The sequence below is a fragment of the Pseudomonas sp. LBUM1669 genome (genome assembly GCF_059695705.1).
In genome coordinates, this window is the sequence record NZ_CP166784.1 from 1141241 (window position 1) to 1165663 (window position 24423).

The window sequence follows — 24423 nt, forward strand, 5'->3', positions numbered from 1 at the left end:
GACTAATCGAAAATCCCGCTCCATTTCCCTGCCTCTGACCTTAGGCGGTTGCCGTCCTACGTGAAGCTGACTAACATGTCAGAAAATTCATCCTATGATTGGATGAAAGGGCGAATCCTATGTCAGACATTTCACCACTCGTTAAGCGATCCCTGGTCGATCAGGCCCTGGATCAACTGCGCCAACGCATCAATGCTGGCACTTGGCAGGTCGGCCAGCGTTTGCCTACCGAGCCAGAGCTGTCCGCCGAGTTGGGCATCAGCCGCAACACCGTGCGTGAAGCCATGCGTGTATTGGCGTTTTCCGGTTTGATCGAAATCCGTCAGGGCGACGGCAGTTACTTGCGGGCGGTGATCGATCCGCTGGATACCATGAAGGCCCTGTCCCGCTGCTCCCACGAACAGGCCCGCGAGACCCGGCACATCCTTGAAGTCGAAGCTATCGGCCTCGCGGCCTTGCGCAGAACTGACGAGGACCTGGTGGCGTTGCGCGAAGCGCTGGGCGTCAGCGGCAGCCACTATCACGGCGATCTCGACAGCTACATTGCCTGCGATCTGGTGTTCCACCGCCGTCTGGTGGACGCCGCGCACAACCCGACCCTCAGCGAGCTGTATCGCTATTTCTCCAGCATCGTCGGCGCGCAATTGCGCCAGACCCTGAACATCTTCCCCCGACGCCAAGAAGTGTTCGACCTTCATATCGAGCTGCTTGATGCCGTCGAACAACGCGACCCGGAACGGGCTAAAGCCCTGTCGAGGCAGTTGATCAATGAACCTTGAAACCGAGAATTCCATGTCGAGCAGCAACAGCAACATCACTCAACCCAAGCGCACAGCAGAACTCGAAGAGCTGCTGATCGACGCCGAGGCCGATGACGAAGAGGTCCAGCAGCAGCATCCAAGCCTGCGTCGTCCTTGGCTGTTGCTGCTGGGTTTGATTCTGGTCGCGCTGAACCTGCGCCCGGCGTTGTCGAGCATGGCGCCGATGCTCAGCGAAGTCTCCAAGACCCTCGGCTTGTCGGCGTCCCAGGCCGGACTGCTGACAACGTTGCCGGTCCTGTGCCTCGGTTTGTTTGCTCCGCTGGCGCCCTTGCTGGCGCGACGTTTTGGCGCCGAGCGCGTGGTATTGGGCATTCTGCTGATGCTGGCCGGCGGTATCATCCTGCGCAGTTCATTCGGTGAGGTCGGCCTGTTCGCCGGCAGTGTATTGGCCGGTGCGAGCATCGGTGTGATCGGTGTGTTGTTACCGGGCATCGTCAAGCGCGACTTCCCGAAACAGGCCGGCGCCATGACCGGCGTCTACACCATGGCTCTTTGTCTGGGCGCGGCGATGGCGGCGGGTGCGACGGTGCCGTTGAGCGAACATTTCGACAAGAGCTGGGCCTTGGGCCTCGGTTTCTGGGTCGTGCCTGCGCTGGTTGCGGCGGTTTTCTGGTTACCGCAAGTCGGTCAGAAACACGGCGCACATAACGTCGCCTATCGGGTTCGCGGCCTGTTGCGTGATCCGCTGGCCTGGCAAGTCACGTTGTACATGGGGCTGCAATCATCCCTGGCGTACATCGTCTTTGGCTGGTTGCCATCGATCCTGATCGGTCGCGGCCTGACACCGACCCAGGCCGGTCTCGTGCTCTCCGGTTCGGTGATTGTGCAGTTGGCCAGTTCTCTGGCGGCGCCCTGGTTGGCGACGCGCGGCAAGGATCAGCGGCTGGCGATTGTGGTGGTCATGCTGCTGACACTCGGCGGACTGTTCGGCTGTCTCTATGCGCCGATCGAAGGCCTGTGGGGATGGGCGATCCTGCTCGGTCTGGGGCAGGGCGGTGCGTTCAGTCTTGCGTTGACCCTGATCGTGCTGCGCTCGCGCGATTCCCATGTGGCCGCCAACCTGTCGAGCATGGCCCAGGGATTCGGTTATACCCTGGCGTCCATGGGGCCATTCGCGGTCGGTATCGTGCATGACTGGACGGGCGGCTGGACCGCGCTGGGCTGGATCTTCGGCGTGATCGGTCTTGGCGCCATCATCGCCGGCCTCGGCGCCGGGCGTTCGTTGTACGTTCAGGTTGAAAGCGAAAAAGTCTGAGCCGATGTCAGAGGTAAACAATCTCGACCGTCGCCGAGCCATCGAGGTCGATGGCGCTGCTCAACTCCAGGCTGTTGGCCGGCGCGATGACCGCGTCGACAGTCACCGTGGTGCTGAGGTTCTGGATCAGCACCGGGCCAGAGTTACTGCCGGCGCCGTCGGTAAACCCCAGGTAACTCGTCTTGGCGAGGGGGATCGGGTTGGCGCTGGCGCTGTTCCAGGTCATGCCACCGGTGGTGGAGTCGGTGCGTAAAAGACGGGCGAAACGGTCGGCGCTGGCGTTAGCCGGGTCGACGTTGAGTGAATACCGGCCGATCCTGTTATTGCGGTGGTCCCTGCCGAGGCCATAGTCGATCTCGCTGCTGATGGTCGCCGTGCCATCGCGGTTGTCATGCATGATCAGGGCGAATGAAGTGGGCGCGTCGCAGCCCACTCTTAACGTCAGAGACTGGGGAGGGAGGCGAGTGCTCTGGTCAGGGTTCAGGTCTTTTTTTGACAGCTTCCCGAAGTCGACCACGCCGCCGTTGGACAGCACCGGTTCGCAGGCCGCAGGCGCGAAGCGGGCACGCAAGATCGCCTCCTGGGTGCGCCCGGCAGCGACGGCGTCGAACACAGCGGAAGTTTCCCAGGTGACCGCTTCACGTACTTGCATCCCTTGGTCTTTGACCCAAGCCGTCAGCTCAAGCTGTGCCGAGAAATGTCGGCCCTGTATCGGCACGCCGGCCTGCACCGGAGTGATCCCGAACCCGGGTCGCCAAATCAGGTTGCGCGCTGATTCTGTGGGTGGCTGGCCGCTACCGCCGACCAACCCCAGATCGACCACCTGACCATCCAGTACGGCGTCGCGAATGCGCAGTTGGTAGCTGCCGCGTTCGGCAAAGTGAAAGCGGGTGGCCGTCGCGGCCATGGCTCGATAGAACAGGGTCATGTCGATGGGTTGTGAGCAGTTCAGGCTCAGGTTCAGCTGGCGTTCTCCCAGGTTCCGCTCCGGTGTTGAATCGGGGCGAATTGCCCTGTTCATCAGCCCGTAATCCAGCACCGGCTGGCTCAGGTTGAACTGGCAGTCGTCAGAGTATCCCCAGGCGGGCGAAACGAATCCGTTCAGTAACAGGGTGGGTGGCAATAGCAAATAGCGGAACAGGTTCATGGCGTTATTCTCAGAGCGCTTGGCACTTGGCGGGGGCGGTTTCGTAATACGCCTGGGTGTCGGGGGCGGCCGGCAGTTCAAACTGAAGTTCGCAGCGATCCAGCCCAGGCGCGGAGATCCACAGTGCGCGTGAGTTCAGAACGTTGGGCAGGAAAACCAGGCCACCGTCCTGCACCAGGGTGACGAACTCGCCATCTTCGGTGTTCACGGCTGCGCCGTTCGGCAGGGGGACGCCATTGGTGGTGGTGACCTTGAGCAGCGCGCGGCGGGTCATGCTGATGCCGAACTCGATGTTGTCCACGGCACCGCGACCGGCAGAAATCACCGCCATCCCGTTGTGGATATCGGCATTGCGCGGCAGGGTTTTGGTGTCGACCTCCACTGCGCTACGACCATAAGCCGCCACTTGCGGGACCACGGCCTGACCTTGCCAGTCGGTCCAGACCGGGCCGCTGGGTGTTGCCACTTTGATGGCGCCTATATTGCCTACCGACAACAGCGCAAACGTGTCGCTCACTGGATAAGGCGACAGCGTCACGCCACCGCCGTGCAACACGGCGCCACCACGGGCGCTGGCCTGATAGCTGGAACGCTCGGCGTCGGTGCGGGTGTAGTTCAGGTCCAGTTGGCTGTAGCGCGGTAACAGCGAAATACCGGCAGTGGATTGCACCTGTCTGTCATGCGTGTCGTGTTCAATGCCAAGTCGGTAAGCCAGTTGATCGTTGATCTGCTCACTCAAACCCACACCGCTGCGGTATTCACCTGAGGCGCTGCGCACCCAGGAGCGCGCCCGACGGTTCTCACCCAATGGAATGCTCAGGTTCAGGTAGACGCTGTCATCGCTGCGGTCCTTGCCGCTGACCTGCCATTCGGCCGTCACGGACACAGACACCGCCCCGATGTTGCTACCCCAGGAGGCGAGCGCGCGGCTGCTGCTTTGGCCGTCGAATGAACGGGAGCGGCTGAAACCGCTGCTAAAGGCGCCTAGCCATGGGTGGGACCACGACAGGGCGGCGCTTTGTTGGTCGCGGTAAGTGGATTCATCGTTGTCCCAGGGGCTGTCGAACACCGCATCTTCCAGTTCCCGGTAGCCAAGGGTGCGGTAAGAGCCTCCGGCATTGAGCGCCCACTGTTCGCTCAAACGGTGCGATACGGTCAGGTCAGCCTGAAGTCCCTGCCGAGCAGTCTCGCCACGGGCGGCGGTGCCTGTCAGGGTGGCCTGAACCTGTGTCGCGGACGTGGGCAACAAGCCCACGCCGGCAGCCGCTGCGTGATAGTCGGCGGCACCGGTCAGGCCTGTGCTGAGCAAGACTTGCGGGTGAAGTGCACCACTCCAGCCGCCACTGATCACCCACGGCTCGCCGCCCTGTGTCTCGCCAGTACCGCGCACTCGGCCGGCGGCCAACGAATAACCGGGCGCCGGCAAGCCGAAGCCGAGCATCGCGGCGGGGACAACATAGCTGCGTTCGCTGCCATCGGCTTCCTTGAGGGTGACCTCTACATCGGAGCGGGTGTTGAGGCGTCGCACATTGTCGAGCGCAAAGGGGCCGGCGGGCACCACGGTGGAATGAATCAGCGTACCGTTTTGGCGAACCTCGACCTGCGCCTGGCTGTTGGCAATACCTTCGATGACCGCACCTTGCCCCTCGACCTGCAGCGCTTGCTCATTCAGCACCTGCACACCGGTGATCCGGGCACCGGCCAGCACCGGGTTATAGAGGTTGATCTGACCCGCTTGCAGCACCGCCTCCTGACTGGCGAAGGTGCGCTGGGCGTAGGCCGCGACCGGTGTCGTTCGGGAAGCATCGTCCTGCCAGGTCTGCACCTGACGACTGCGCACGATCCAGTCGCCGGCATTGAAACCGAGTTCGGTGTTGGCCGAGGCGTAGCGGTTTGAACGGTCGCCGGAACGGCTGTGCAAACCGGTGACGTCGTAATTGAGCAAACCGGCCATGCCGCCTGTTTGATAGGTGGAAAAATCCCGGACGGCGGGACGTAGCGCATCGGTGGGGACGATCAACGACAGGGCAAGGCTGGCGGGGTCAGGTTCGATGACGGTCTGCGGTGAGGTGCCGAGAAAGTCGTGGCACCGACCCTCGTTCAGCAGGCGGGTCGGCACGTTCAGGTTCGCCGCATCGAGCAGGACGCGATCGAAGCACACGTCTCCTTCACGGTTGAACGTGGCATCGACCCGGCCGAGGCGCTGGCCGTTGACGGTGAGCGTGACCGGGTGCCGGCCTGCGGTGAATTGCGGTGCCTGCATCAGCGACGTCGCCAATCCCGGATCGATTCCCCGCTGCAGCAACGTGTCTTTGTCGAACGACGTTGGCAATGACACGTTTCCATGAGCGTCGAGCATCATCAGCATGTTGCTCAGCAGCATCGCCATCGTGGTCCGCCGCCACAAAAGTTCAGGGCGAGTGGCGGCCCGAATGACGGGCACGGCTTCGCCGTCACGGTAAGTTGATACTGTGTTCATCGGGTTCACTTGGAGTTATAGCGGCGCGTCGGGGTTGCGGACACGCCTGTGGCAACGGCCAACCGGCCGTCGCCCTGAAACGTCGGCGCTCATTCTCAGGTGGGTGTCAGGACCGGAGCGGCGCCTCGTAATGCTGCACCGCAAAGCCATAGACGGTCGCCGGTTGAAAGCGCACCTGAGTGGCGGCCCCTTCAGGTGCCTTGATGCTGATGCGCTCGCCCGGCAGCACGTAGGTTTTCGGCAACATCGCGTTGCCGCCGGAAGGCAGTAATTGCACTTCCTGGCTGAGGCGAACCACGTAAGGGGTGTCGTTGCGCACGATCAGTTGACCGTCGCTCAGCGACCATTGCAGGTCGGTCCACGGCTTGCGATTGGGCGGCAGGCTTTTGGGGTGAAGGATCACCGGCAAGTTCTGGCGCACGGTCACGCCTACCCGTGCCCGGCCAGCCTCTGCGGCCGGTTTGCCTTGGGGGATGCCTTCGAAGATCACCCGCTTCAATCGCTGAGTCAGCAGGGGCTTTTCCGTTTGCAGAATGAACCGGACCAACTGGGTTTTGCCCGCTTCGACGCGTGCCAGCGGTGGCGTCACGAACACCAGGGGCTCGCTGTCCTCTGGGATGTTTTCGAGGGTGACATGCATCAATGCCAGGTTGGCATCGGTGTTGGTGACTGAAACGGACGCTTCGCCGTCGGCCTCGTTGACGATGACCACCGATGTGTTCGGAACCATGCCGTCGGCCTGGGCCGGTGCGGTCAGCAAGAAGGCGAGTGTACCGATCCCGCCAAGGAGTAGAGGGCGGGTGACAGATGAAAACAACGTCATGACGTGTCTCGTTGAGTGGTCGAATAAATAGGTGCCGGGAACACCGGCCTGTCAATAATTCAGCTGCACGGTGACTTGCCCGTCGATGGGGATTTCGTCGTTCAGCGTCAGGTCGTTCGCGCGAACGATGGTGGTAAACGCCGTGAGCCGGGCGTTCAGGTTTTTAATGGCGATCGGTGAGGTCAGGTCCGTCAGCGCCGCGAACGAGGTCAGGGCGGCATGTCCCAGGTAGGAGGAGACCCGCCAGTTGGCACCGTCGTTACGGGACATGATGGTTCTTACCGGAGCCTTATCAGCCACCGTATCAAACAGCCCGAATGCCACACTGCCAAGATTCTGATCGTCGTTGATCACGCCCAGTCCATGGTGACTGGGGTGAATAGCCGAAGAACCATCACGATTGTCGATTGTCGTCAGGGTAAACAGAGTGGCGGCTTCGCAGTTCACCTCCAGGTAAAGCGTGCCGTTTTGCAGGCTTGTGGGCTGGTCCGGATTCAGATCCTTCACCGTCAGTTTGCCGTAGCTAACGATGCCGCCGTTGGACAGGGTCGGTGTACAAGCGCCAGGGGTGATCAACCCGGTGATGCTCAACCCGGCATTGCTGGCGGCGAAAACCGCGGGTGCGCAGGTGATCAACAGGAGCGGCCAAAGCGCAAGGGAGCTTCTGTCCATGAGCGTTAATCCTTTGAATGAGCGGGCAACGCCGCATTCCTCACGCTGCCCGTTAAATGAAGTCGAGTTACAGGTACTCGATTTGCAGGGTTGCGGAGCCGTCGAGATTCACTTTGTCGGTCAGGGTCAGGTTGTTGGCGGGGGCAATCAGGGTTGTCAGTGCAATATCCACCGTCACGGTCTGAAGGAAATCGGGTGTCCAATTACTGTCGATCCGGTTGCCAAACCCGACCCAGTCCGTCGGAAAAATCGCGGAGTCAGCGTCAAGCCGACTCCAGGTGTCGCCTTTGTTTCTCGAATACATCGAGTTCACCGGGACATTGCCGACCGGGTTGATGAAGCTCAATTGGTAAGAGCCCAGTTTTTCATTCACGTTGATCAAACCCAGACCGAAGGCCGAGTTGCCCACGCTCGCTGTGTTCTTGCGGTTATCGGAGACACTGATTGCAAACTGCGCTGGTGCATCGCAGTCGATGGTGAGCTGAATGGATTGGTCCTCGAGTCGGGTGTGGGAGGTGGGCTTCAGGTCCTTTGCCGAAATCTTGTCGTAATTGACGACGCCGCCATTGGCCAGAGTAGGTGTGCAGGCCACCGGAGTGATGGTGCCCGTCACGCTCAGTTCGGTAGTGGACGCTGCGAACGCCGGCACCGCGCCGGTCAAAAGCAAAGCAGCTGTCAGGAGGGGGATGTTTTTATTCATGCGTCGGCTCTTCCTTGATGAAAGATTGTTGAGGAGTTTGCCCTGTGCAGGCAGGGCGCAATCTATCGGTCGAGGTAGCCGGGCGGAATGCAACTAATACGAAAAAGGCTGGCCGGGGGTAGGAAAGGTCATGGCGGGCTACAGATCGTCATCGTGCGAAGTGTTGTCTGTAGTCTTTTGGTGTGAGCTGCGTAGCTTTAAAACGTAGGGCGGTTCCTTTTGTTTTATCAGAGAAAGGACAGAGCCCCGGATACGTTGGGGGAGGGGGTTATTCGGTCGAGATTGGTCGTTGTGGTCGGAATAGGACGGCGCTATTTTTCGCATATTCCAGTCACCAAACAGGATAAATCCGACAATGCGCGTAATTATTGCTGACGACCATCCTGTCGTCCGCATCGGGTTACGGATGCTCATCAATCTAAGCCGGACGTGTGTGGTCGTGGGGGAGGCCGATGGCCCGGACAGCCTGTTGAGCCTTCTCTCAACCACACCGTGTGATCTGTTGATCACGGACTTCTCCATGCCGGGCAACCAACAGGCCGACGGACTGAAGATGCTGAACACGGTTCGACGTCACTACGCTTCGACGCCGATCATTCTGGTCACCATGTTTGCCAGCGTTGCGACGCTAAGAGTGGCATTCGCTCAGGGCGTGATGGCGATCGTCGCCAAGGATGCCTCGGCGACAGAGCTACCCCAGGCAATCAAGTCGGTAGGTGAGGGACGGCGTTTTATCAGCAAGTCATTGCGTACGGCGCTGGCTCAGGCAGACATCGCGGCTCAGTCGCATTCCCCTTCGCTGTCGGCCAAAGAACATGAAGTGGTGAGAATGCTCGCCAGCGGCATGACCGTCAGTGAAATTGCGACCTACTTCAAACGCAGCGTGTCGACTATCAGCAAACAGAAAAGCATGGCGATGCAGAGGCTGGGCATCTCCACGGATGTAGACCTTTTTGCCTACGCCCGGGACAGCGGCATGGTGCATTAGGTGACGGCGCACCTCAGGGTATTCCCGCCACGAATACCGATAGTGTTCCGCGCATTTGTTGACTATCGTGCAGGCAATTCTTCAAACGTCCGGAGCCTGCCCATGAGTGATGCCAACCGCGCATTGATCACCCAGTTCTATCAAGCCTTCCAGCGGCTGGATGCCGAGGCCATGAGCGCCTGCTACACCGATGACGTGGTGTTCAGTGATCCGGCCTTCGGCGAACTGCGAGGCCGCGATGCCGGCGACATGTGGCGCATGCTCACGACTCGGGCGAAGGATTTTTCTCTGACGTTCGACAATGTTCGAGCCGAGGACCGCACCGGCGGTGCGCATTGGGTCGCGACCTATCTGTTCAGCCAGACCGGCAACACGGTGGTCAATGATATTCAGGCGCAGTTCGTGTTTCGTGACGGCAAGATCTGCGAGCACCATGACAGCTTCGATCTGTGGGCCTGGTCGCGCCAGGCGCTAGGTTTCAAGGGGCTGTTGCTGGGCTGGACGCCTGTGGTGAAAAATGCCGTTCGCGCTCAAGCCTTGAAGGGGCTGAAGGCATTCCAGGCCAGTCGCTGATAAGATCGCGGCTTGTTTCCTTTCAAGCCTTGATCGATACGTGACTACCCCCAGCGAAATCCCTGTCGACGCCGACACGCCGGTGAGCAAACCCTGGTTCGTCTACCTCGTTCGCGCGGCCAACGGTTCGCTGTACTGCGGGGTCAGCGACGATCCCGTGCGCCGCTTCGCTACCCACCAACGTGGCAAGGGCGCACGCTTCTTCCTTTCCAGCCCTGCTGTGGCTTTGGTCTACACAGAAGTCTGCCGCGACAAAGGCGAAGCACTGCGTCAGGAACGCTTGATCAAAAAACTCAGGAAAAGCGCCAAGGAATGCCTGGTCGCCAGCGCTGCCGCGGGCTTATCAACCTGACTGATAAGTGCCCATCAGGCAGATCTGTAGGCTGCCCCTGGATTGCGCGCTAAGCTGCGGGTTCCTTATCCGTGCGGCGGAGCCGAGCATGTCCGAGTTAATTCTTCATCATTACCCGACGTCCCCTTTCGCCGAAAAGGCCCGCTTGCTGCTGGGTTTCAAGGGGTTGTCCTGGCGCTCGGTGAAGATCGCGCCGATCATGCCAAAACCTGATCTGACCGCCCTGACCGGTGGCTACCGCAAGACGCCCGTATTGCAGATTGGCGCGGATATTTATTGCGACACGTCGCTGATTGCCCGTCGTCTGGAGCAGGAGAAAGCCTTGCCGGCGTTCTTCCCGGAAGGTCAGGAAATGATCGCCGCGACCTTCGCCGCCTGGGCCGATTCGGTGGTGTTCCAGCATGCCGTGAGCCTGGTATTTCAACCGGAATCGATAGCAGTGCGTTTCGCCAGCCTGCCGCCGGAAGCGATCAAGGCGTTTCTGGCTGATCGCGCCGGACTCTTCAGCGGGGGCAGCGCGACAAAGTTATCCACCGAGCAAGCCCGTCACCAATGGCCAACCCTCATGGCGCGCCTGGAGCAGCAGCTTCAGCGCGAGCGCGGAGACTTTCTGTTCGGCGAGCCGTCGATTGCCGACTTTGCGCTGGCCCATCCGATGTGGTTCCTCAAGGCCACGCCCGTGACTTCACCACTGGTGGATGCTTATCCGGCGGTGTCGGCGTGGTTGGGTCGCGTGATGGGGTTCGGGCATGGCGCGTTCAGTGAGATGGCGTCCGAGCAAGCGCTGGACGTTGCGCGACATGCCACACCGGCCGCGTTACCAGATGAGCAGTTCGATGAGCCGAATGGGTTTGAGGCTGGCCAGCAAGTGGTCATCGCGGCAACGGACTACGGCGTTGATCCGGTGGCGGGTGAGTTGCTGTTTGCGGGGAGAGAGGAGTTGATTCTGCGTCGTGACGACGAACGGTGCGGTGTGGTGCATGTGCACTTTCCGCGGTTTGGTTTCCGTATCGAAGCGAAGTAGCCTACTTCACGTATGGGTGGACTGGCTTGAACCTGTGGCGAGGGAGCTTGCTCCCGCTGGGCTGCGAAGCGGCCCCAAAAAAGGGACTGCTGCGCCCGAACGCGGACCGGTCCAACGGGAGCAAGCTCCCTCGCCACAAGGATTGTGGGCCTGATCAGCTATTTGAGGGCTGCGAGGATCGCATCGGGGTCGTACCCGCGAATCAACGTCCCGTTCACATCGATAATCGGAATCCCGCCGCCACCCAACGCCTCATAGGCCTTGCGCGCCTCGGCGTCTTTCTCGATATCGAATTCCTTGTACGGAATGCCTTTCTGATCGAGAAAGCGCCGGGTCAGTTTGCAGTAGCCACACCAATCGGTCGCGTAGAGCACGACGCTGGCCTTGGCCTGGGTTTGCTCGGACACCACTTGGCTCGGATTGAACACTCGCTCGATCTTGCCCCAGTTCTGGTAAACCACGACCACCAACAGGATCAGCAGGAATTTCTTCAGCACGCCGTTCAGCATCAGTTGCGCCGTTTCAGCTGATCAGTCAATTGAGTGGGCAGGCCCTTGATAATCAGTGTGCCGGCCTCTTCGTCGTATTCGATCTTCGAGCCCAGCAGGTGCGCTTCGAAGCTGATGGACAGACCCTCGGCGCGGCCGGTGAAGCGACGGAACTGGTTCAAGGTGCGCTTATCCGCCGGGATCTCCGGAGACAGGCCGTAATCTTTGTTGCGGATGTGATCGTAGAAGGCTTTCGGGCGCTCTTCGTCGATCAGTTCGGAGAGTTCTTCCAGGCCCATCGGCTCGCCGAGCTTGGCCTGGCTGCTGGCGTAATCGACCAGGGTCTTGGTCTTTTCGCGGGCGGACTCTTCCGGCAAATCTTCGCTTTCAACGAAATCACTGAAGGCTTTGAGCAAGGTGCGGGTTTCGCCCGGGCCGTCGACGCCTTCCTGGCAACCGATAAAGTCGCGGAAATACTCCGACACCTTTTTGCCGTTCTTGCCTTTGATGAACGAAATGTACTGCCTGGACTGTTTGTTGTTCTGCCACTCGGACACGTTGATCCGTGCCGCCAGGTGCAACTGGCCCAGATCCAAGTGTCGGGACGGGGTCACGTCCAGCTGGTCGGTCACTGCAACGCCTTCGCTGTGGTGCAGCAGGGCGATCGCCAGGTAATCGGTCATGCCCTGCTGGTAATGCGCGAACAGCACGTGGCCGCCCACAGAGAGGTTCGACTCTTCCATCAGTTTTTGCAGGTGTTCCACCGCCACCCGGCTGAACGCCGTGAAATCCTTGCCGCCCTCGAGGTATTCCTTCAGCCAGCCGCTGAACGGATGCGCCCCGGACTCGGCATGGAAGAAACCCCAGGCCTTGCCTTGTTTGGCGTTGTAGCTTTCGTTGAGGTCGGCAAGCATGTTCTCAATGGCGCTCGACTCGGCCAGTTCAGAGTCGCGGGCGTGGAGAACTGCGGGTGTGCCGTCGGGTTTTTTGTCGATCAGGTGGACGATGCAATGACGGATCGGCATGGGCTTCTCGGCTGGTTGAAGAGAGGAGGGCGTGCTCCCCCAAAAAGTGCCAAGTGTACCGCAACCACTGGTTTTGGCGCGGCTCGAAGGGTAATTCGCAGCCGTGCGACGGACCTTATGCAGTTTTTTCCCGTTTTAGAGCAATAAAGCTGACCAAATGGGTAGCTAGAGGCGGATATTTCCCCGTCTCTGTGCTAGTTTTGCCCCGTCTTACGCGAAGTCACTGCGTTAAGCGTGCATTCAGCATTTGTCAGGTCGAACCAAACCCTGATTTCGGTATCTATAACCCCGATCCCGTGGTTATTGGCCGAGGGTGCCAGATCCAGAAGATCGGGCTCGATGGCTGACACTGCACTCTGCAATCCATATGAATTTGATAGGGAAGGAACACTACATGGCTCTTACTAAAGACCAACTGATCGCCGACATCGCTGAAGCTATCGACGCGCCAAAAACCACCGCGCGTAACGCTCTGGACCAACTGGGCCAAATCGTTGCCGATCAGCTGGAAAACGGCGGCGAAATCACTCTGCCAGGTATCGGCAAACTGAAAGTGACTGAGCGTCCAGCCCGTACCGGCCGTAACCCTTCGACTGGCGCTGCCATCGAAATCGCTGCCAAGAAAGTTATCAAGCTGGTTGTGGCCAAAGGCCTGACCGACGCTGTTAACAAGTAAGACGCAGTAAAAAAAGCCGTGCTCCGGAGCAATCCGGGCACGGCTTTTTTGTGTCTGCGATTTAGAGGTGCTCCCGCATACACCGCTAAACCCATTGTGGGAGCGGGCTTGCTCGCGAAAGCGGTCTTACATTCAATATTGATGCTGAATGTTATGGCCCTTTCGCGAGCAAGCCCGCTCCCACATTTTGATCTGCGTCGGTCAGTTACTCAGCTTTTCTTTACCCAGCGCTCGCGCCAGACCTGTTGCTCGGATTTGGTCTGGAAGGTCCACGCGACAAAGCGGCTTTGCTTCTGGCCCTGAGACATTTCCACGACCTGGCTTTCCAGAACACCGGCCTTTTTCAGCGCCGTCTGGATCGAAGGCAGGTTCGAAGCCTTCGACACCAGCGTGCTGAACCAAAGCACTTTGTGTTGGAAATGCGCGCTCTCGGCGATCAGTTGCGTCACAAAGCGTGCTTCGCCACCTTCACACCACAGTTCGGCCGATTGACCGCCAAAGTTCAGCACCGGCAGTTTGCGCTTCGGGTCGGCGCGGCCCAGAGCACGCCATTTACGCTCGCTGCCTTTGGTCGCTTCGTCCATCGAGGCATGGAACGGCGGGTTGCACATGGTCAGGTCAAAGCGTTCGCCGGGTTCGAGCAGGCCCAGCAGAATGTGCTTGGGATTGCTTTGCTGACGCAACTGGATGGCTTTGTTCAGACCGTTGGATTGCACGATGGCTTTGGCTGCAGCCACCGCCGTCGGGTCGATTTCCGAACCGAGGAAGTGCCAGCGATAGTCGCTGTAGCCGATCAACGGATAGACGCAGTTGGCGCCCATGCCGATATCGAGCACCTTGACCGGCGCACCGCGAGGGATTTCACCGTCGTTGACGCTGGCCAGCAGGTCGGCCAGGAAGTGCACGTAGTCGGCACGGCCCGGAACCGGTGGGCACAGGTAATCGGCCGGGATGTCCCAATGGGCGATGCCGTAGAACGACTTGAGCAGCGCTCGGTTGAATACCCGCACCGCATCCGGGCTGGCGAAGTCGATGCTTTCCTTGCCATAAGGGTTGATGATCACGAACTTCGCCAGTTCCGGCGTGGTTTTGATCAACGACGGGAAGTCGTAGCGACCCTGGTGGCGATTGCGCGGGTGCAGGCTGGCCTTTTCGCGCGGCTCAACGGCTTTGGCCGGGGTCGCGGAGTCAGGCTTTTTACGCGCAGGGCGGGGTGTGCGGGGGGCGTTCATGGGTGTGGTCGATTCGGGTATGGCTGAAAGTGGCGGGTATTGTCCCACAGACAATGGCTGCGCGGGGATCCCGTAGGAGCGAGGCTTGCCCGCGAAGGCCGCGACACGGTCAATCAGGTACACCGCGTTATCGTTTTTCGCGGGCAAGCCTCGCTCCTACAGAAAGCGAAAAGGGCGGGCACAAAAAAGGGAGGCCACAAGGGCCTCCCTTTTTCATTGCGATTTGCCGTTACAAACTGGCAATCCGCGCATGCTGCTCCGCCAGCTTGCCCAAAGCCTGTTCTGCTTCAGCCAGTTTGGCGCGTTCCTTCTCGATGACTTCGGCCGGGGCCTTGTCGACGAAACCGGCGTTAGACAGCTTGCCGCCCACCCGCTGAACTTCGCCCTGCAGACGCAGGATTTCCTTGTCCAGGCGCGCCAGTTCGGCGTCCTTGTCGATCAGGCCAGCCATCGGCACCAGCACTTCCATCTCGCCCACCAGTGCGGTGGCGGACAGCGGTGCTTCTTCGCCGGCAGCCAACACAGTGATCGATTCGAGGCGAGCCAGCTTCTTCAGCAGGGCTTCGTTCTCGGTAAGACGACGCTGATCTTCGGCACTGACGTTTTTCAGGAACAGGTTCAGCGGCTTGCCCGGGCCAATGTTCATCTCGGCGCGAATGTTGCGCGTGCCGAGCATCAGCGTCTTCAGCCACTCGATGTCATCTTCGGCACCCTGATCGATGCGCGCTTCATTGGCCACTGGCCAAGGTTGCAGCATGATCGTCTTGCCTTCGATACCGGCCAGCGGCGCGACGCGCTGCCAGATTTCTTCGGTGATGAACGGCATGAACGGGTGCGCCAGACGCAGGGCAACTTCCAGCACCCGAACCAGGGTGCGGCGGGTGCCACGCTGACGTTCGACTGGCGCGTTTTCGTCCCACAGCACAGGCTTGGACAGTTCCAGGTACCAGTCGCAATACTGGTTCCAGATGAACTCGTACAAGGCTTGTGCGGCCAGATCGAAACGGAACTGGTCGAGCTGACGGGTCACTTCGGCTTCGGTGCGTTGCAGCTGCGAGATGATCCAGCGATCCGCCAGGGACAACTCGTAGGCTTCGCCGTTCTGGCCGCAGTCTTCGCCCTTGTCCAGCACGTAGCGCGCGGCGTTCCAGATCTTGTTGCAGAAGTTGCGATAGCCTTCGACGCGGCCCATGTCGAACTTGATGTCGCGGCCGGTGGACGCCAGCGAGCAGAAAGTGAAGCGCAGGGCGTCGGTGCCGTAGCTGGCGATGCCGTCGGCGAACTCGTCGCGGGTCTGCTTCTCGATTTTCTTCGCCAGTTTCGGCTGCATCATGCCGGAGGTGCGTTTCTGCACCAGCTCTTCGAGCTCGATACCGTCGATGATGTCCAGCGGGTCCAGGACGTTGCCCTTGGACTTGGACATCTTCTGGCCCTGGCCATCGCGGACCAGACCGTGAACATAAACGGTCTTGAACGGAACCTGCGGCGTGCCGTCTTCGTTCTTCACCAGGTGCATGGTGAGCATGATCATCCGGGCAACCCAGAAGAAAATGATGTCGAAGCCAGTCACCAACACATCGGTGGAATGGAATTTCTTCAGGAATTCGGTCTGCTCAGGCCAGCCGAGTGTGGAGAACGTCCACAGGCCCGAACTGAACCAGGTGTCGAGAACGTCGTTGTCCTGTTGCAGCGCAACGTCCGGGCCGAGGTTGTTCTTGGCACGTACTTCGGCTTCGTCGCGGCCGACATAGACTTTGCCCGACTCGTCGTACCAGGCTGGAATCCGGTGGCCCCACCACAGCTGTCGGCTGATGCACCAATCCTGGATGTCGCGCATCCACGAGAAGTACATGTTTTCGTACTGTTTCGGCACGAAGGCGATGCGGCCGTCTTCAACGGCAGCGATGGCCGGCTCGGCCAACGGCTTGGTCGATACATACCACTGGTCGGTCAGCCACGGCTCGATAACGGTCCCGGAACGGTCGCCTTTCGGCACTTTCAGGTTGTGATCGTCGATGCTGACCAGCAAGCCGGCGGCATCGAAGGCAGCCACAATCTGCTTGCGCGCTTCGAAACGGTCCAGACCGGCGTATTCGGCCGGAAGGGTGCCGTCGATGCTTTCGTTGAGCGTGCCGTCAAGGTTGAACACCTGACAGGCCGGCAGTACGGCGGCGTTCTTGTCGAAGATGTTCAGCAGCGGCAGGTTATGGCGCTTGCCGACTTCGTAGTCGTTGAAATCGTGGGCCGGGGTGATTTTCACGCAACCGGTGCCGAATTCAGGATCGCAGTAATCGTCGGCGATGATCGGGATGCGGCGGCCGATCAGCGGCAGCTCGACAAATTTACCGATCAGGGCTTTGTAGCGTTCATCGTTCGGGTTAACCGCGACGGCGGCATCGCCGAGCATGGTTTCCGGGCGAGTGGTCGCGACGATCAGATAATCGTTGCCGTCAGCGGTCTTGGCGCCATCGGCCAGTGGGTATTTCAGGTTCCACAGGAAACCTTTCTCGTCGTGGTTTTCCACTTCGAGATCGGAAATTGCCGTGTGCAACTTGGTGTCCCAGTTGACCAGGCGCTTGCCGCGATAGATCAGGCCGTCTTCGTGCAAACGAACGAACGCTTCTTTAACCGCTTCCGAGAGACCGTCGTCCATGGTGAAGCGCTCGCGGCTCCAGTCGACGGATGAGCCGAGGCGGCGGATCTGACGGCTGATGTTGCCGCCGGACTGATCCTTCCACTCCCAGACTTTCTCGAGGAATTTTTCCCGGCCAAGGTCGTGGCGATTCTGGCCCTGGGCTTCGAGTTGGCGTTCCACCAGCATTTGCGTGGCGATACCGGCGTGGTCGGTACCCGGTTGCCACAGGGTGTTGCGACCCTGCATGCGGCGGAAACGGATCAGGGCGTCCATGATCGCGTTGTTGAAGCCGTGACCCATGTGCAGGCTGCCGGTGACGTTCGGCGGCGGGATCATGATGGTGTAGGACTCGCCCGCGCCTTGCGGGGCGAAGTAATTCTCTGACTCCCAGGTGTTGTACCAGGAAGTTTCAATGGCGTGCGGCTGGTAGGTCTTATCCATGCGCGGCGGGACCCTATTGGCATTTATTCAGGAAAAGCCGGCAAGTATAGCGGGGCATGGGGCAGAGGGCGAGCAGGGGCGGACCGGGCGCAGATCAAATGTGGAATGATCCTGTGGCGAGGGGGCTTGCTCCCGCTGGGGCGCGAAGCGGCCCCGACAACAGCAAGTCAGGTGTGTCAGGTACACCGTGTGTTCAGGTTTTGCGGTTGCTTCGCAACCGAGCGGGAGCAAGCTCCCTCGCCACAGAAGCCCGCTCGACTCAGTGTTATTCGTACTGGCTGAGCAACCGTTCCATCCGCGCATCCAGCCGGCGCTTGATCTCGGTTTCGATATGCGGTGCGAAGTCGTCGATCACGTCTTGCATGATCAGCATCGCAGCAGCACGCAGTTCGCTGTCCAGGTGCAGCAAGGCGTCGGGGCCTTTGCTGGCCGCGGGTGCCGGTTGCGCGGCAGGGGCGGGCGGTGTCGGTTCGACGGTCTGCGACGCAGCGCTGACGGAGTCGAACAACATCGGAATCTGTTCCTGATCACCGTCATTGACCGTGTCGGTCAGCAGTGGCGGTTGCAGGTTGTCATCGCCGAGCAGTTGACGGATCGACTCGAGGTCGTCCAGCAGGTGCGCGGACTGTTGTTGCGGTTTTGGAGTGTCCATCGGAATGCTCAGAGTCGCTGTAAACGGTGATCTTGCAGAGGATAGCCCTGTTCGCGGTAGAAACGGAAACTCTCCCGCGCCGCCGCACGAATCGTCGGATCTTCCACCACCACTTCCGCTACGCGGGCGAACTTGTTGGCAAAGGCCGGGACTTTCAGGTCAAGGTTGACCAGCAGATCCTGATGCGGACCGCAGTCATCGCCAAGACCCAGGACAATCAAGCTATCCGGCTCGCTTTCGGCAGGACCGTGAGGCACGAAGCTTTCGCCCTTGAAGGCCCACAAACGCGCGTCGAGATCCTCGCGTTGGGCGGCATCGCTGCAATGCAGGTAAATGCGGTGGCCCATGCGCCAGGCTTTTTCGGTGAGCTTGCAGGCGAAATCCAGCCGTGCCGATGGATCAGCGCTGGGCAGGATATAGAAGTCGACTTTGGTCATTGCGGTTCCTGAGCCCGGGGCTGCGTCACTCGAAAGCAACGCAGCCCGAGGTCATCGGTTTCAGGCTTTGGCGCGGTCCAGCAGGTATTGGGTCAGCAACGGAACCGGACGGCCAGTGGCGCCCTTGTCCTTGCCGCCGCTGGTCCATGCGGTGCCGGCGATGTCCAGGTGCGCCCAGTTCAGGTTCTTGGTGAAGCGCGACAGGAAGCAGGCGGCGGTGATGGTGCCGGCTTTCGGGCCGCCGATGTTGGCGATGTCGGCGAACGGGCTGTCCAGTTGCTCTTGATACTCATCGAACAGCGGCAGTTGCCAGGCGCGGTCGTCGGCGGACTTGCCGGCGCTCAGCAGTTGGCCGATCAGCTCGTCGTTGTTGCCCAGCAGGCCCGAAGTGTGGGAGCCCAGCGCGACAACACACGCACCGGTCAGGGTCGCAATGTCGATCACCGCTTGCGGCTTGAAGCGCTCGGAGTAGGTCAGGGCATCGCACAGCACCAGACGGCCTTCGGCGTCGGTGTTGAGGATTTCCACGGTCTGGCCGCTCATGGTGGTGACGATGTCGCCTGGGCGCGAAGCATTGCCGCTCGGCATGTTCTCGGCGCAAGCCAGGATGCACACCAGGTTGATTGGCAGTTTCAGCTCGAGCACGGCACGCAGGGTGCCGAACACACTGGCTGCGCCGCCCATGTCGTACTTCATTTCATCCATGCCGGCGCCCGGTTTCAGGCTGATGCCGCCAGTGTCAAAGGTGATGCCTTTGCCGACCAGTGCATACGGCTTCTCGGATTTCTTGCCGCCGTTGTATTGCATGACGATCAGGCGCGGTGGCTGGGCGCTGCCCTGGCCCACGGCATAGAACGATCCCATGCCCAGGTCCTTGATCTTCTTCTCATCAAGGACTTCGACTTTCAGGCTTTTGAATTCTTTGCCCAGGTTCTTCGCTTGCTCACCGAGGAATGTCGGGTGGCAGATGTTCGGCGGCAGGTTGCCCAGGTTGCGGGTGAACGCCATGCCGTTGGCAATCGCAGTGGCGTGGGCCACGGCGCGCTCGACTTCGGCCTGTGCAGCCTTGATGGTCACCAGGGTGATTTTCTTCAGGGCGCGAGGTTCGGCTTTTTGGCTCTTGAACTGGTCGAAGGTGTATTCACCATCCACCAGGGTTTCGGCCAGCAGGCGGGTCTTGCCGTAGCTGTCGCGGCCCTTGACCACGATTTCGTCGAGCGCCAGCACGGCGTCGGTGCCGCCCAGGCCTTTAAGGGTGTTGAGGACGCCGGCGATGATTTTACGGAACGGGCGGTCGCCCAGCTCTTCGTCCTTGCCGACGCCGACCAGCAGAACGCGTTCGGCCTTGAGATTCGGCAGGCTGTGCAGCAACAGGCTCTGGCCGACTTTGCCGGCCAGGTCGCCGCGCTTGAGTACAGCGCTGAGGGCGCCGCCGCTTAGTTCGTCGAGTTGTTTGGCAGCGGCGCCGAGGTTGCGGCCTTCGCCGACGGCGACCACCAGAGTGGCGGTCTTCAACGTTTCTGGGCTAACGCTCTTTACAACCAGTTCCATGTCCGGGTCCCTGAATGAATGGTCAACGTGCGCGGGCAAAAACGGCGGCGCACAGACGCTTGCTTATAGATAGAAAGACGCAGGTCTCGGCCCGCGACAAAGGCCGCAGTTTGAACCTCGCTCCCTGCGCCTGACAACCCTCGGTTGTACGATCTTCAACGCATTCCCCGCCTGCTTGAGCATGCGCAGTGACAGGCGCACTCAATCACAGGATAATGCGCCAACTTTTTCGGCGGCTCTGCCCTGCGGGCTGTCTGATACGTTTGCTTGTTTGGCCGCCTTAGCCTGACAACCCTGGAGTGTCTGGTTTGATTGTCTTCCGTTATCTGTCCCGCGAAGTCCTGTTGACCTTGAGCGCCGTCAGCGCCGTGCTGCTGGTCATCATCATGAGTGGGCGCTTCATCAAATACCTCGCCCAGGCGGCCTCGGGCCTGCTGGATCCGGGCTCCCTGTTCCTGATCATGGGCTTTCGTCTGCCGGGTTTTCTGCAGTTGATCCTGCCATTGGGCCTGTTTCTCGGGATCCTGCTGGCCTACGGTCGCCTGTACCTTGAAAGTGAAATGACCGTTTTGTCGGCCACCGGCATGAGCCAGCAACGTCTGTTTGCCATGACGCTGTTTCCGGCCACGCTGGTTGCGCTGGTCGTGGCCTGGCTGAGTCTGAGCCTGGCGCCACAAGGTGCCAATCAGTTCCAGCTGCTGCTGAACAAGCAGGATGCGCTGACCGAGTTCGATACCCTGGAGCCGGGTCGCTTCCAGGCGCTGCGTGACGGGACGCGGGTGACCTACACCGAAACGCTGTCGGATGATCGCATCAACCTCGGCGGCGTATTCATTTCGCAAAAGAACGTCTCGTCCGATAAGAAGGATCGCGGGATTTCCGTGCTGGTGGCCGAGAGGGGCCGTCAGGAAATCCGCCCTGACGGCAATCGTTACCTGATTCTCGATAACGGCTATCGCTACGACGGTAACCCGGGGCAGGCCGACTACCGGGCGATCAAGTACGAGGAATACGGCGTATTGCTGCCCAAGCCGGACGTCAGCGACGAAGTCACCGACCGCGATGCAATGACCACCCGTTCCTTGATCGGCAGCGATGACATTCGTTCGCGCACTGAACTGCAATGGCGCCTGTCCCTGCCGTTGCTGGTGTTCATCGTGACCTTGATGGCGGTGCCGCTGTCGCGGGTCAATCCACGCCAGGGCCGTTTCCTCAAGTTACTGCCGGCGATTCTTCTTTATATGGCTTACCTGAGCATCCTGATTGCCGCGCGCGGCGCCCTCGAAAAAGGCAAGATCCCGCCGGCGTTGGGGTTGTGGTGGGTTCACGCGATCTTCCTGGCCATTGGTCTGGGCTTACTCTACTGGGAGCCGTTGCGCTTGAAGATGGCGAGTCGCCGCAGTGCGCTGGAGGTGGCCCGTGGATAAGCTCGATCGCTACATTGGTAGCAGCGTATTCGTAGCCATCCTGGCGGTTCTGGGGATTATCCTTGGCCTGGCGACCCTGTTTGCCTTCATCGATGAGATGAGTGAGGTCAGCGACACCTACACCTTGGTGGACGTCTTGAGCTACGTCCTGCTGACCGCGCCCCGTCGTTTGTACGACATGTTGCCGATGGCGGCACTGATCGGTTGTCTGATCGGCCTTGGCAGCCTGGCCAGTCACAGCGAGCTGACGATCATGCGCGCTGCGGGCGTGTCGATCGGGCGCATCGTCTGGGCGGTCATGAAGCCAATGCTGGTGCTGATGGTGGTGGGAGTGCTGATCGGCGAATACGTCGCGCCGGCCACCGAAGTCACCGCTCAGGCCAACCGTTCCCTGGCTCAGGGTGGCGGCGATGCGCAGAGCGCCAAGCATGGTTTGTGGCATCGCCAGGGTGACGAGTTCATTCACGTCAACTCTGTGCAACCGAACGGTCTGCTGTACGGTGTCACCCGTTATCGTTTCGACAATGAGCGTCATATGCTGTCGTCCAGCTTCGCCAAGCGGGCGAAGTTCGATCAGGATCACTGGCAGTTGAGCGACGTGACTACCACGCTGTTCCATGAAAAGAGCACCGAAGTGGTCACCACCCCGGTCGAGCGCTGGGATGTCGCCTTGAGCCCGCAACTGCTGAGCACCGTGGTGATGTCGCCTGACACGCTGTCGATCAGCGGTCTGTGGGGCTACATCCACTACCTGGCTGACCAGGGCCTGAGCAACGGCCGTTACTGGCTGGCATTTTGGGTCAAGGTGTTGCAGCCGCTGGTGACCGCCGCGCTGGTACTGATGGCGATTTCCTTCATCTTCGGGCCGTTGCGCTCGGTGACCCTGGGTCAGCGGGTCTTCACTGGCGTGCTGGTCGGCTTCACCTTCCGCATCGTCCAGGATTTGCTGGGGCCTTCGAGCCTGGTGTTCGGTTTCTCGCCACTGTTTGCGGTGCTGGTTCCAGCGGGTGTCTGTGCCCTGGCCGGTGTCTGGCTGTTGCGTCGAGCCGGTTGATCAGGGGGGGTTCCCGACCTCGCCGGTGATAAAAAACGCCCCTGTCGCAAGACCGGGGCGTTTTTGTAGGCGCCGTCTGACCTGCGAACGTGACGCTTGCGCCGTGGATCAGGTACAATTCCCGGCTATTTTTCGGCGGGCTATGCCTGCAGCCTTTTTGAGTGTTGATCCGTGAGTGATTTGAGTCATATCCGCAATTTCTCCATCATCGCCCACATTGACCATGGCAAGTCGACGCTGGCCGATCGCTTCATCCAGATGTGCGGCGGCCTTGCCGAGCGCGAAATGGAAGCCCAGGTCCTGGACTCCATGGACCTGGAACGTGAACGCGGGATCACCATCAAGGCCCACAGCGTCACCCTGTATTACACCGCTCGCGATGGCATCAAGTACCAGCTGAACTTCATTGACACCCCGGGCCACGTTGACTTCACCTACGAAGTCAGCCGGTCGCTGGCGGCCTGTGAAGGTGCGTTGCTGGTGGTCGATGCCGGTCAGGGCGTTGAAGCGCAGTCGGTAGCCAACTGCTACACCGCGATTGAGCAGGGCCTGGAAGTGATGCCGGTCCTGAACAAGATCGACCTGCCACAGGCCGATCCGGACCGTGTGAAAGAAGAAATCGAAAAAATCATCGGCATCGATGCCACCGACGCAGTCGAGTGCAGTGCCAAGACCGGCCTGGGCGTCGACGAAGTGCTGGAGCGTCTGGTCAAGACCATTCCTGCGCCGACCGGCAACTACGAAGATCCGCTGCAAGCGTTGATCATCGACTCCTGGTTCGACAACTACCTGGGTGTTGTCTCCCTGGTACGTGTGCGGCACGGTCGTGTGAAGAAGGGCGACAAGATCCTGGTCAAATCCACCGGCAAGATCCACCTGGTGGACAGCGTCGGTGTCTTCAACCCGAAACACACCGCCACCGTTGACCTGAAAGCTGGCGAAGTGGGCTTCATCATCGCCGGCATCAAGGACATTCACGGGGCACCGGTCGGTGACACCCTGACCTTGAGTTCCACGCCGGACGTCGACGTGCTGCCAGGCTTCAAGCGCATTCAGCCGCAGGTCTACGCCGGTCTGTTCCCGGTCAGCTCTGACGACTTCGAAGATTTCCGTGAAGCCCTGCAAAAGCTCACGCTCAACGACTCGTCCCTGCAGTACACCCCGGAAAGCTCCGACGCCCTGGGCTTCGGCTTCCGTTGCGGGTTCCTCGGCATGCTGCACATGGAAATCATCCAGGAGCGCCTGGAGCGCGAGTACGACCTGGACCTGATCACCACGGCGCCGACGGTAATCTTCGAGCTGTTGCTGAAAACCGGTGAAACGATTTACGTCGACAACCCGTCCAAGCTTCCAGACCTGTCCTCGATCGAAGACATGCGCGAACCGATCGTGCGAGCCAATATTCTTGTGCCGCAAGAGCACCTGGGCAACGTCATTACGCTGTGCATAGAGAAGCGTGGCGTGCAGCACGACATGCTGTTCCTCGGCACGCAGGTCCAGGTGACCTACGATTTGCCGATGAACGAAGTGGTCCTCGACTTCTTCGACCGTCTGAAGTCCACCAGCCGCGGCTATGCTTCGCTGGATTACCATTTCGACCGTTACCAATCAGCTAATCTGGTGAAACTGGATGTGCTGATCAACGGTGACAAGGTCGACGCCTTGGCGCTGATCGTGCACAAGGATAACGCGCACTACAAAGGTCGCCAGTTGACCGAGAAGATGAAAGAACTGATTCCGCGCCAGATGTTCGACGTCGCGATCCAGGCCGCCATTGGCGGGCAGATCATTGCGCGGACCTCCGTCAAGGCACTCAGAAAGAACGTATTGGCCAAATGCTACGGCGGTGACGTTAGCCGTAAGAAAAAACTGCTTGAAAAGCAAAAGGCCGGTAAAAAACGCATGAAGCAAGTCGGCAACGTGGAAATTCCACAAGAAGCCTTCCTTGCGGTGCTCAGGTTGGATAGTTAG

The 24423-nt window shown here is 60.1% G+C and carries 22 protein-coding genes; 10 read left to right on the forward strand and 12 right to left on the reverse strand.

What is annotated here, in order from left to right; all coding sequences use genetic code 11:
- The first annotated feature begins 119 nt into the window (after positions 1-119).
- A complete protein-coding gene (locus ACA051_RS05060; RefSeq protein ID WP_497373745.1) occupies positions 120-779 on the forward strand; it encodes a FadR/GntR family transcriptional regulator in 660 nt (219 codons plus the stop codon).
- Positions 769-2076: a CynX/NimT family MFS transporter gene (locus ACA051_RS05065; protein WP_497373747.1), complete on the forward strand. Its 1308-nt coding sequence runs from the start codon at positions 769-771 to the stop codon at positions 2074-2076. The genes ACA051_RS05060 and ACA051_RS05065 overlap by 11 nt, the downstream gene beginning before the upstream one ends.
- A gap of 7 nt (positions 2077-2083) precedes the next feature.
- Here the strand turns inward: ACA051_RS05065 and ACA051_RS05070 are convergent, their stop codons facing one another.
- The 5 genes from ACA051_RS05070 to ACA051_RS05090 all read right to left on the reverse strand — a co-directional run bounded on the left by ACA051_RS05070 (position 2084) and on the right by ACA051_RS05090 (position 7897).
- A complete protein-coding gene (locus ACA051_RS05070) occupies positions 2084-3223 on the reverse strand; it encodes a DUF1120 domain-containing protein (protein WP_497373749.1) in 1140 nt (379 codons plus the stop codon).
- A 10-nt stretch (positions 3224-3233) separates the two neighbouring features.
- Entirely contained in the window at positions 3234-5702 is a 2469-nt protein-coding gene (locus ACA051_RS05075) for a fimbria/pilus outer membrane usher protein (protein ID WP_497373751.1), read from the reverse strand.
- Between the two features lie 106 nt (positions 5703-5808).
- Entirely contained in the window at positions 5809-6525 is a 717-nt protein-coding gene (locus tag ACA051_RS05080) for a fimbria/pilus chaperone family protein (protein ID WP_497373753.1), read from the reverse strand.
- Between the two features lie 51 nt (positions 6526-6576).
- Complete coding sequence (locus ACA051_RS05085) at positions 6577-7197, reverse strand: DUF1120 domain-containing protein (RefSeq protein ID WP_497373755.1); 621 nt, start codon at positions 7195-7197, stop codon at positions 6577-6579.
- 67 nt (positions 7198-7264) lie between these two features.
- Positions 7265-7897, reverse strand: a complete 633-nt coding sequence (locus ACA051_RS05090) for a DUF1120 domain-containing protein (protein ID WP_497373757.1) — start codon at positions 7895-7897, stop codon at positions 7265-7267.
- Between the two features lie 355 nt (positions 7898-8252).
- Between ACA051_RS05090 and ACA051_RS05095 the strand changes: the two genes are divergently transcribed.
- From ACA051_RS05095 to ACA051_RS05110, 4 genes are all read left to right on the forward strand, one after another.
- On the forward strand, positions 8253-8885 hold the full coding sequence (locus ACA051_RS05095; protein WP_497308241.1) for a response regulator: 633 nt from the start codon (positions 8253-8255) through the stop codon (positions 8883-8885).
- 102 nt (positions 8886-8987) lie between these two features.
- On the forward strand, positions 8988-9458 hold the full coding sequence (locus ACA051_RS05100; RefSeq protein ID WP_497308243.1) for a nuclear transport factor 2 family protein: 471 nt from the start codon (positions 8988-8990) through the stop codon (positions 9456-9458).
- 40 nt (positions 9459-9498) lie between these two features.
- Positions 9499-9810: a GIY-YIG nuclease family protein gene (locus tag ACA051_RS05105; protein WP_497308245.1), complete on the forward strand. Its 312-nt coding sequence runs from the start codon at positions 9499-9501 to the stop codon at positions 9808-9810.
- An 88-nt stretch (positions 9811-9898) separates the two neighbouring features.
- A complete protein-coding gene (locus tag ACA051_RS05110) occupies positions 9899-10834 on the forward strand; it encodes a glutathione S-transferase family protein (RefSeq protein ID WP_497308247.1) in 936 nt (311 codons plus the stop codon).
- Between the two features lie 158 nt (positions 10835-10992).
- On the opposite strand, the gene ACA051_RS05115 is transcribed toward ACA051_RS05110, so the two are convergent.
- Positions 10993-11343 (reverse strand): glutaredoxin family protein, encoded by a 351-nt coding sequence (locus ACA051_RS05115; protein ID WP_497308249.1) that lies wholly within the window; start codon positions 11341-11343, stop codon positions 10993-10995.
- Positions 11343-12347, reverse strand: coding sequence for a nucleoid-associated protein YejK (gene yejK / locus ACA051_RS05120; RefSeq protein ID WP_219095810.1), 1005 nt, complete (start codon positions 12345-12347; stop codon positions 11343-11345). Before yejK ends, ACA051_RS05115 begins: the two co-directional genes overlap by 1 nt.
- Before the next feature lie 394 nt (positions 12348-12741).
- Here yejK and ACA051_RS05125 point away from each other — a divergent pair, with 394 nt between their 5' ends.
- On the forward strand, positions 12742-13023 hold the full coding sequence (locus ACA051_RS05125) for an HU family DNA-binding protein (protein WP_007905514.1): 282 nt from the start codon (positions 12742-12744) through the stop codon (positions 13021-13023).
- 209 nt (positions 13024-13232) lie between these two features.
- Here the strand turns inward: ACA051_RS05125 and rlmF are convergent, their stop codons facing one another.
- The 5 genes from rlmF to ACA051_RS05150 all read right to left on the reverse strand — a co-directional run bounded on the left by rlmF (position 13233) and on the right by ACA051_RS05150 (position 19971).
- Entirely contained in the window at positions 13233-14255 is a 1023-nt protein-coding gene (gene rlmF, locus ACA051_RS05130) for a 23S rRNA (adenine(1618)-N(6))-methyltransferase RlmF (protein WP_497308251.1), read from the reverse strand.
- Between the two features lie 229 nt (positions 14256-14484).
- A complete protein-coding gene (locus tag ACA051_RS05135; protein WP_497373759.1) occupies positions 14485-17331 on the reverse strand; it encodes a valine--tRNA ligase in 2847 nt (948 codons plus the stop codon).
- A 265-nt stretch (positions 17332-17596) separates the two neighbouring features.
- Positions 17597-17983 carry a DNA polymerase III subunit chi gene (locus ACA051_RS05140; protein ID WP_497373761.1) on the reverse strand — a complete coding sequence of 129 codons (387 nt, stop codon included), beginning with the start codon at positions 17981-17983 and terminating at the stop codon, positions 17597-17599.
- Positions 17984-17991: 8 nt separating this feature from the next.
- The gene (locus ACA051_RS05145) at positions 17992-18420 is read right to left on the reverse strand and encodes a DNA polymerase III subunit chi (protein ID WP_401329889.1); all 429 of its coding nucleotides are present in this window, start codon (positions 18418-18420) and stop codon (positions 17992-17994) included.
- A 60-nt stretch (positions 18421-18480) separates the two neighbouring features.
- Complete coding sequence (locus tag ACA051_RS05150; RefSeq protein WP_497373763.1) at positions 18481-19971, reverse strand: leucyl aminopeptidase; 1491 nt, start codon at positions 19969-19971, stop codon at positions 18481-18483.
- A 308-nt stretch (positions 19972-20279) separates the two neighbouring features.
- Here ACA051_RS05150 and lptF point away from each other — a divergent pair, with 308 nt between their 5' ends.
- From lptF to lepA, 3 genes are all read left to right on the forward strand, one after another.
- Positions 20280-21398 carry an LPS export ABC transporter permease LptF gene (gene lptF, locus ACA051_RS05155; protein WP_497308260.1) on the forward strand — a complete coding sequence of 373 codons (1119 nt, stop codon included), beginning with the start codon at positions 20280-20282 and terminating at the stop codon, positions 21396-21398.
- Positions 21391-22452, forward strand: a complete 1062-nt coding sequence (lptG, locus tag ACA051_RS05160; protein ID WP_497308262.1) for an LPS export ABC transporter permease LptG — start codon at positions 21391-21393, stop codon at positions 22450-22452. Before lptF ends, lptG begins: the two co-directional genes overlap by 8 nt.
- A 171-nt stretch (positions 22453-22623) precedes the next feature.
- Positions 22624-24423 carry a translation elongation factor 4 gene (gene lepA, locus ACA051_RS05165; protein ID WP_008151572.1) on the forward strand — a complete coding sequence of 600 codons (1800 nt, stop codon included), beginning with the start codon at positions 22624-22626 and terminating at the stop codon, positions 24421-24423.

Excerpts from the sequence above, each read along its gene's own strand:
- ACA051_RS05060 (WP_497373745.1), top strand. The coding sequence starts at position 120 with ATGTCAGACATTTCACCACTCGTTAAGCGATCCCTGGTCGATCAGGCC.
- ACA051_RS05065 (WP_497373747.1), top strand. The coding sequence starts at position 769 with ATGAACCTTGAAACCGAGAATTCCATGTCGAGCAGCAACAGCAACATC.
- ACA051_RS05070 (WP_497373749.1), bottom strand. The coding sequence starts at position 3,223 with ATGAACCTGTTCCGCTATTTGCTATTGCCACCCACCCTGTTACTGAAC.
- ACA051_RS05075 (WP_497373751.1), bottom strand. The coding sequence starts at position 5,702 with ATGAACACAGTATCAACTTACCGTGACGGCGAAGCCGTGCCCGTCATT.
- ACA051_RS05080 (WP_497373753.1), bottom strand. The coding sequence starts at position 6,525 with ATGACGTTGTTTTCATCTGTCACCCGCCCTCTACTCCTTGGCGGGATC.
- ACA051_RS05085 (WP_497373755.1), bottom strand. The coding sequence starts at position 7,197 with ATGGACAGAAGCTCCCTTGCGCTTTGGCCGCTCCTGTTGATCACCTGC.
- ACA051_RS05090 (WP_497373757.1), bottom strand. The coding sequence starts at position 7,897 with ATGAATAAAAACATCCCCCTCCTGACAGCTGCTTTGCTTTTGACCGGC.
- ACA051_RS05095 (WP_497308241.1), top strand. The coding sequence starts at position 8,253 with ATGCGCGTAATTATTGCTGACGACCATCCTGTCGTCCGCATCGGGTTA.
- ACA051_RS05100 (WP_497308243.1), top strand. The coding sequence starts at position 8,988 with ATGAGTGATGCCAACCGCGCATTGATCACCCAGTTCTATCAAGCCTTC.
- ACA051_RS05110 (WP_497308247.1), top strand. The coding sequence starts at position 9,899 with ATGTCCGAGTTAATTCTTCATCATTACCCGACGTCCCCTTTCGCCGAA.
- ACA051_RS05115 (WP_497308249.1), bottom strand. The coding sequence starts at position 11,343 with ATGCTGAACGGCGTGCTGAAGAAATTCCTGCTGATCCTGTTGGTGGTC.
- yejK (WP_219095810.1), bottom strand. The coding sequence starts at position 12,347 with ATGCCGATCCGTCATTGCATCGTCCACCTGATCGACAAAAAACCCGAC.
- ACA051_RS05125 (WP_007905514.1), top strand. The coding sequence starts at position 12,742 with ATGGCTCTTACTAAAGACCAACTGATCGCCGACATCGCTGAAGCTATC.
- rlmF (WP_497308251.1), bottom strand. The coding sequence starts at position 14,255 with ATGAACGCCCCCCGCACACCCCGCCCTGCGCGTAAAAAGCCTGACTCC.
- ACA051_RS05135 (WP_497373759.1), bottom strand. The coding sequence starts at position 17,331 with ATGGATAAGACCTACCAGCCGCACGCCATTGAAACTTCCTGGTACAAC.
- ACA051_RS05140 (WP_497373761.1), bottom strand. The coding sequence starts at position 17,983 with ATGGACACTCCAAAACCGCAACAACAGTCCGCGCACCTGCTGGACGAC.
- ACA051_RS05145 (WP_401329889.1), bottom strand. The coding sequence starts at position 18,420 with ATGACCAAAGTCGACTTCTATATCCTGCCCAGCGCTGATCCATCGGCA.
- ACA051_RS05150 (WP_497373763.1), bottom strand. The coding sequence starts at position 19,971 with ATGGAACTGGTTGTAAAGAGCGTTAGCCCAGAAACGTTGAAGACCGCC.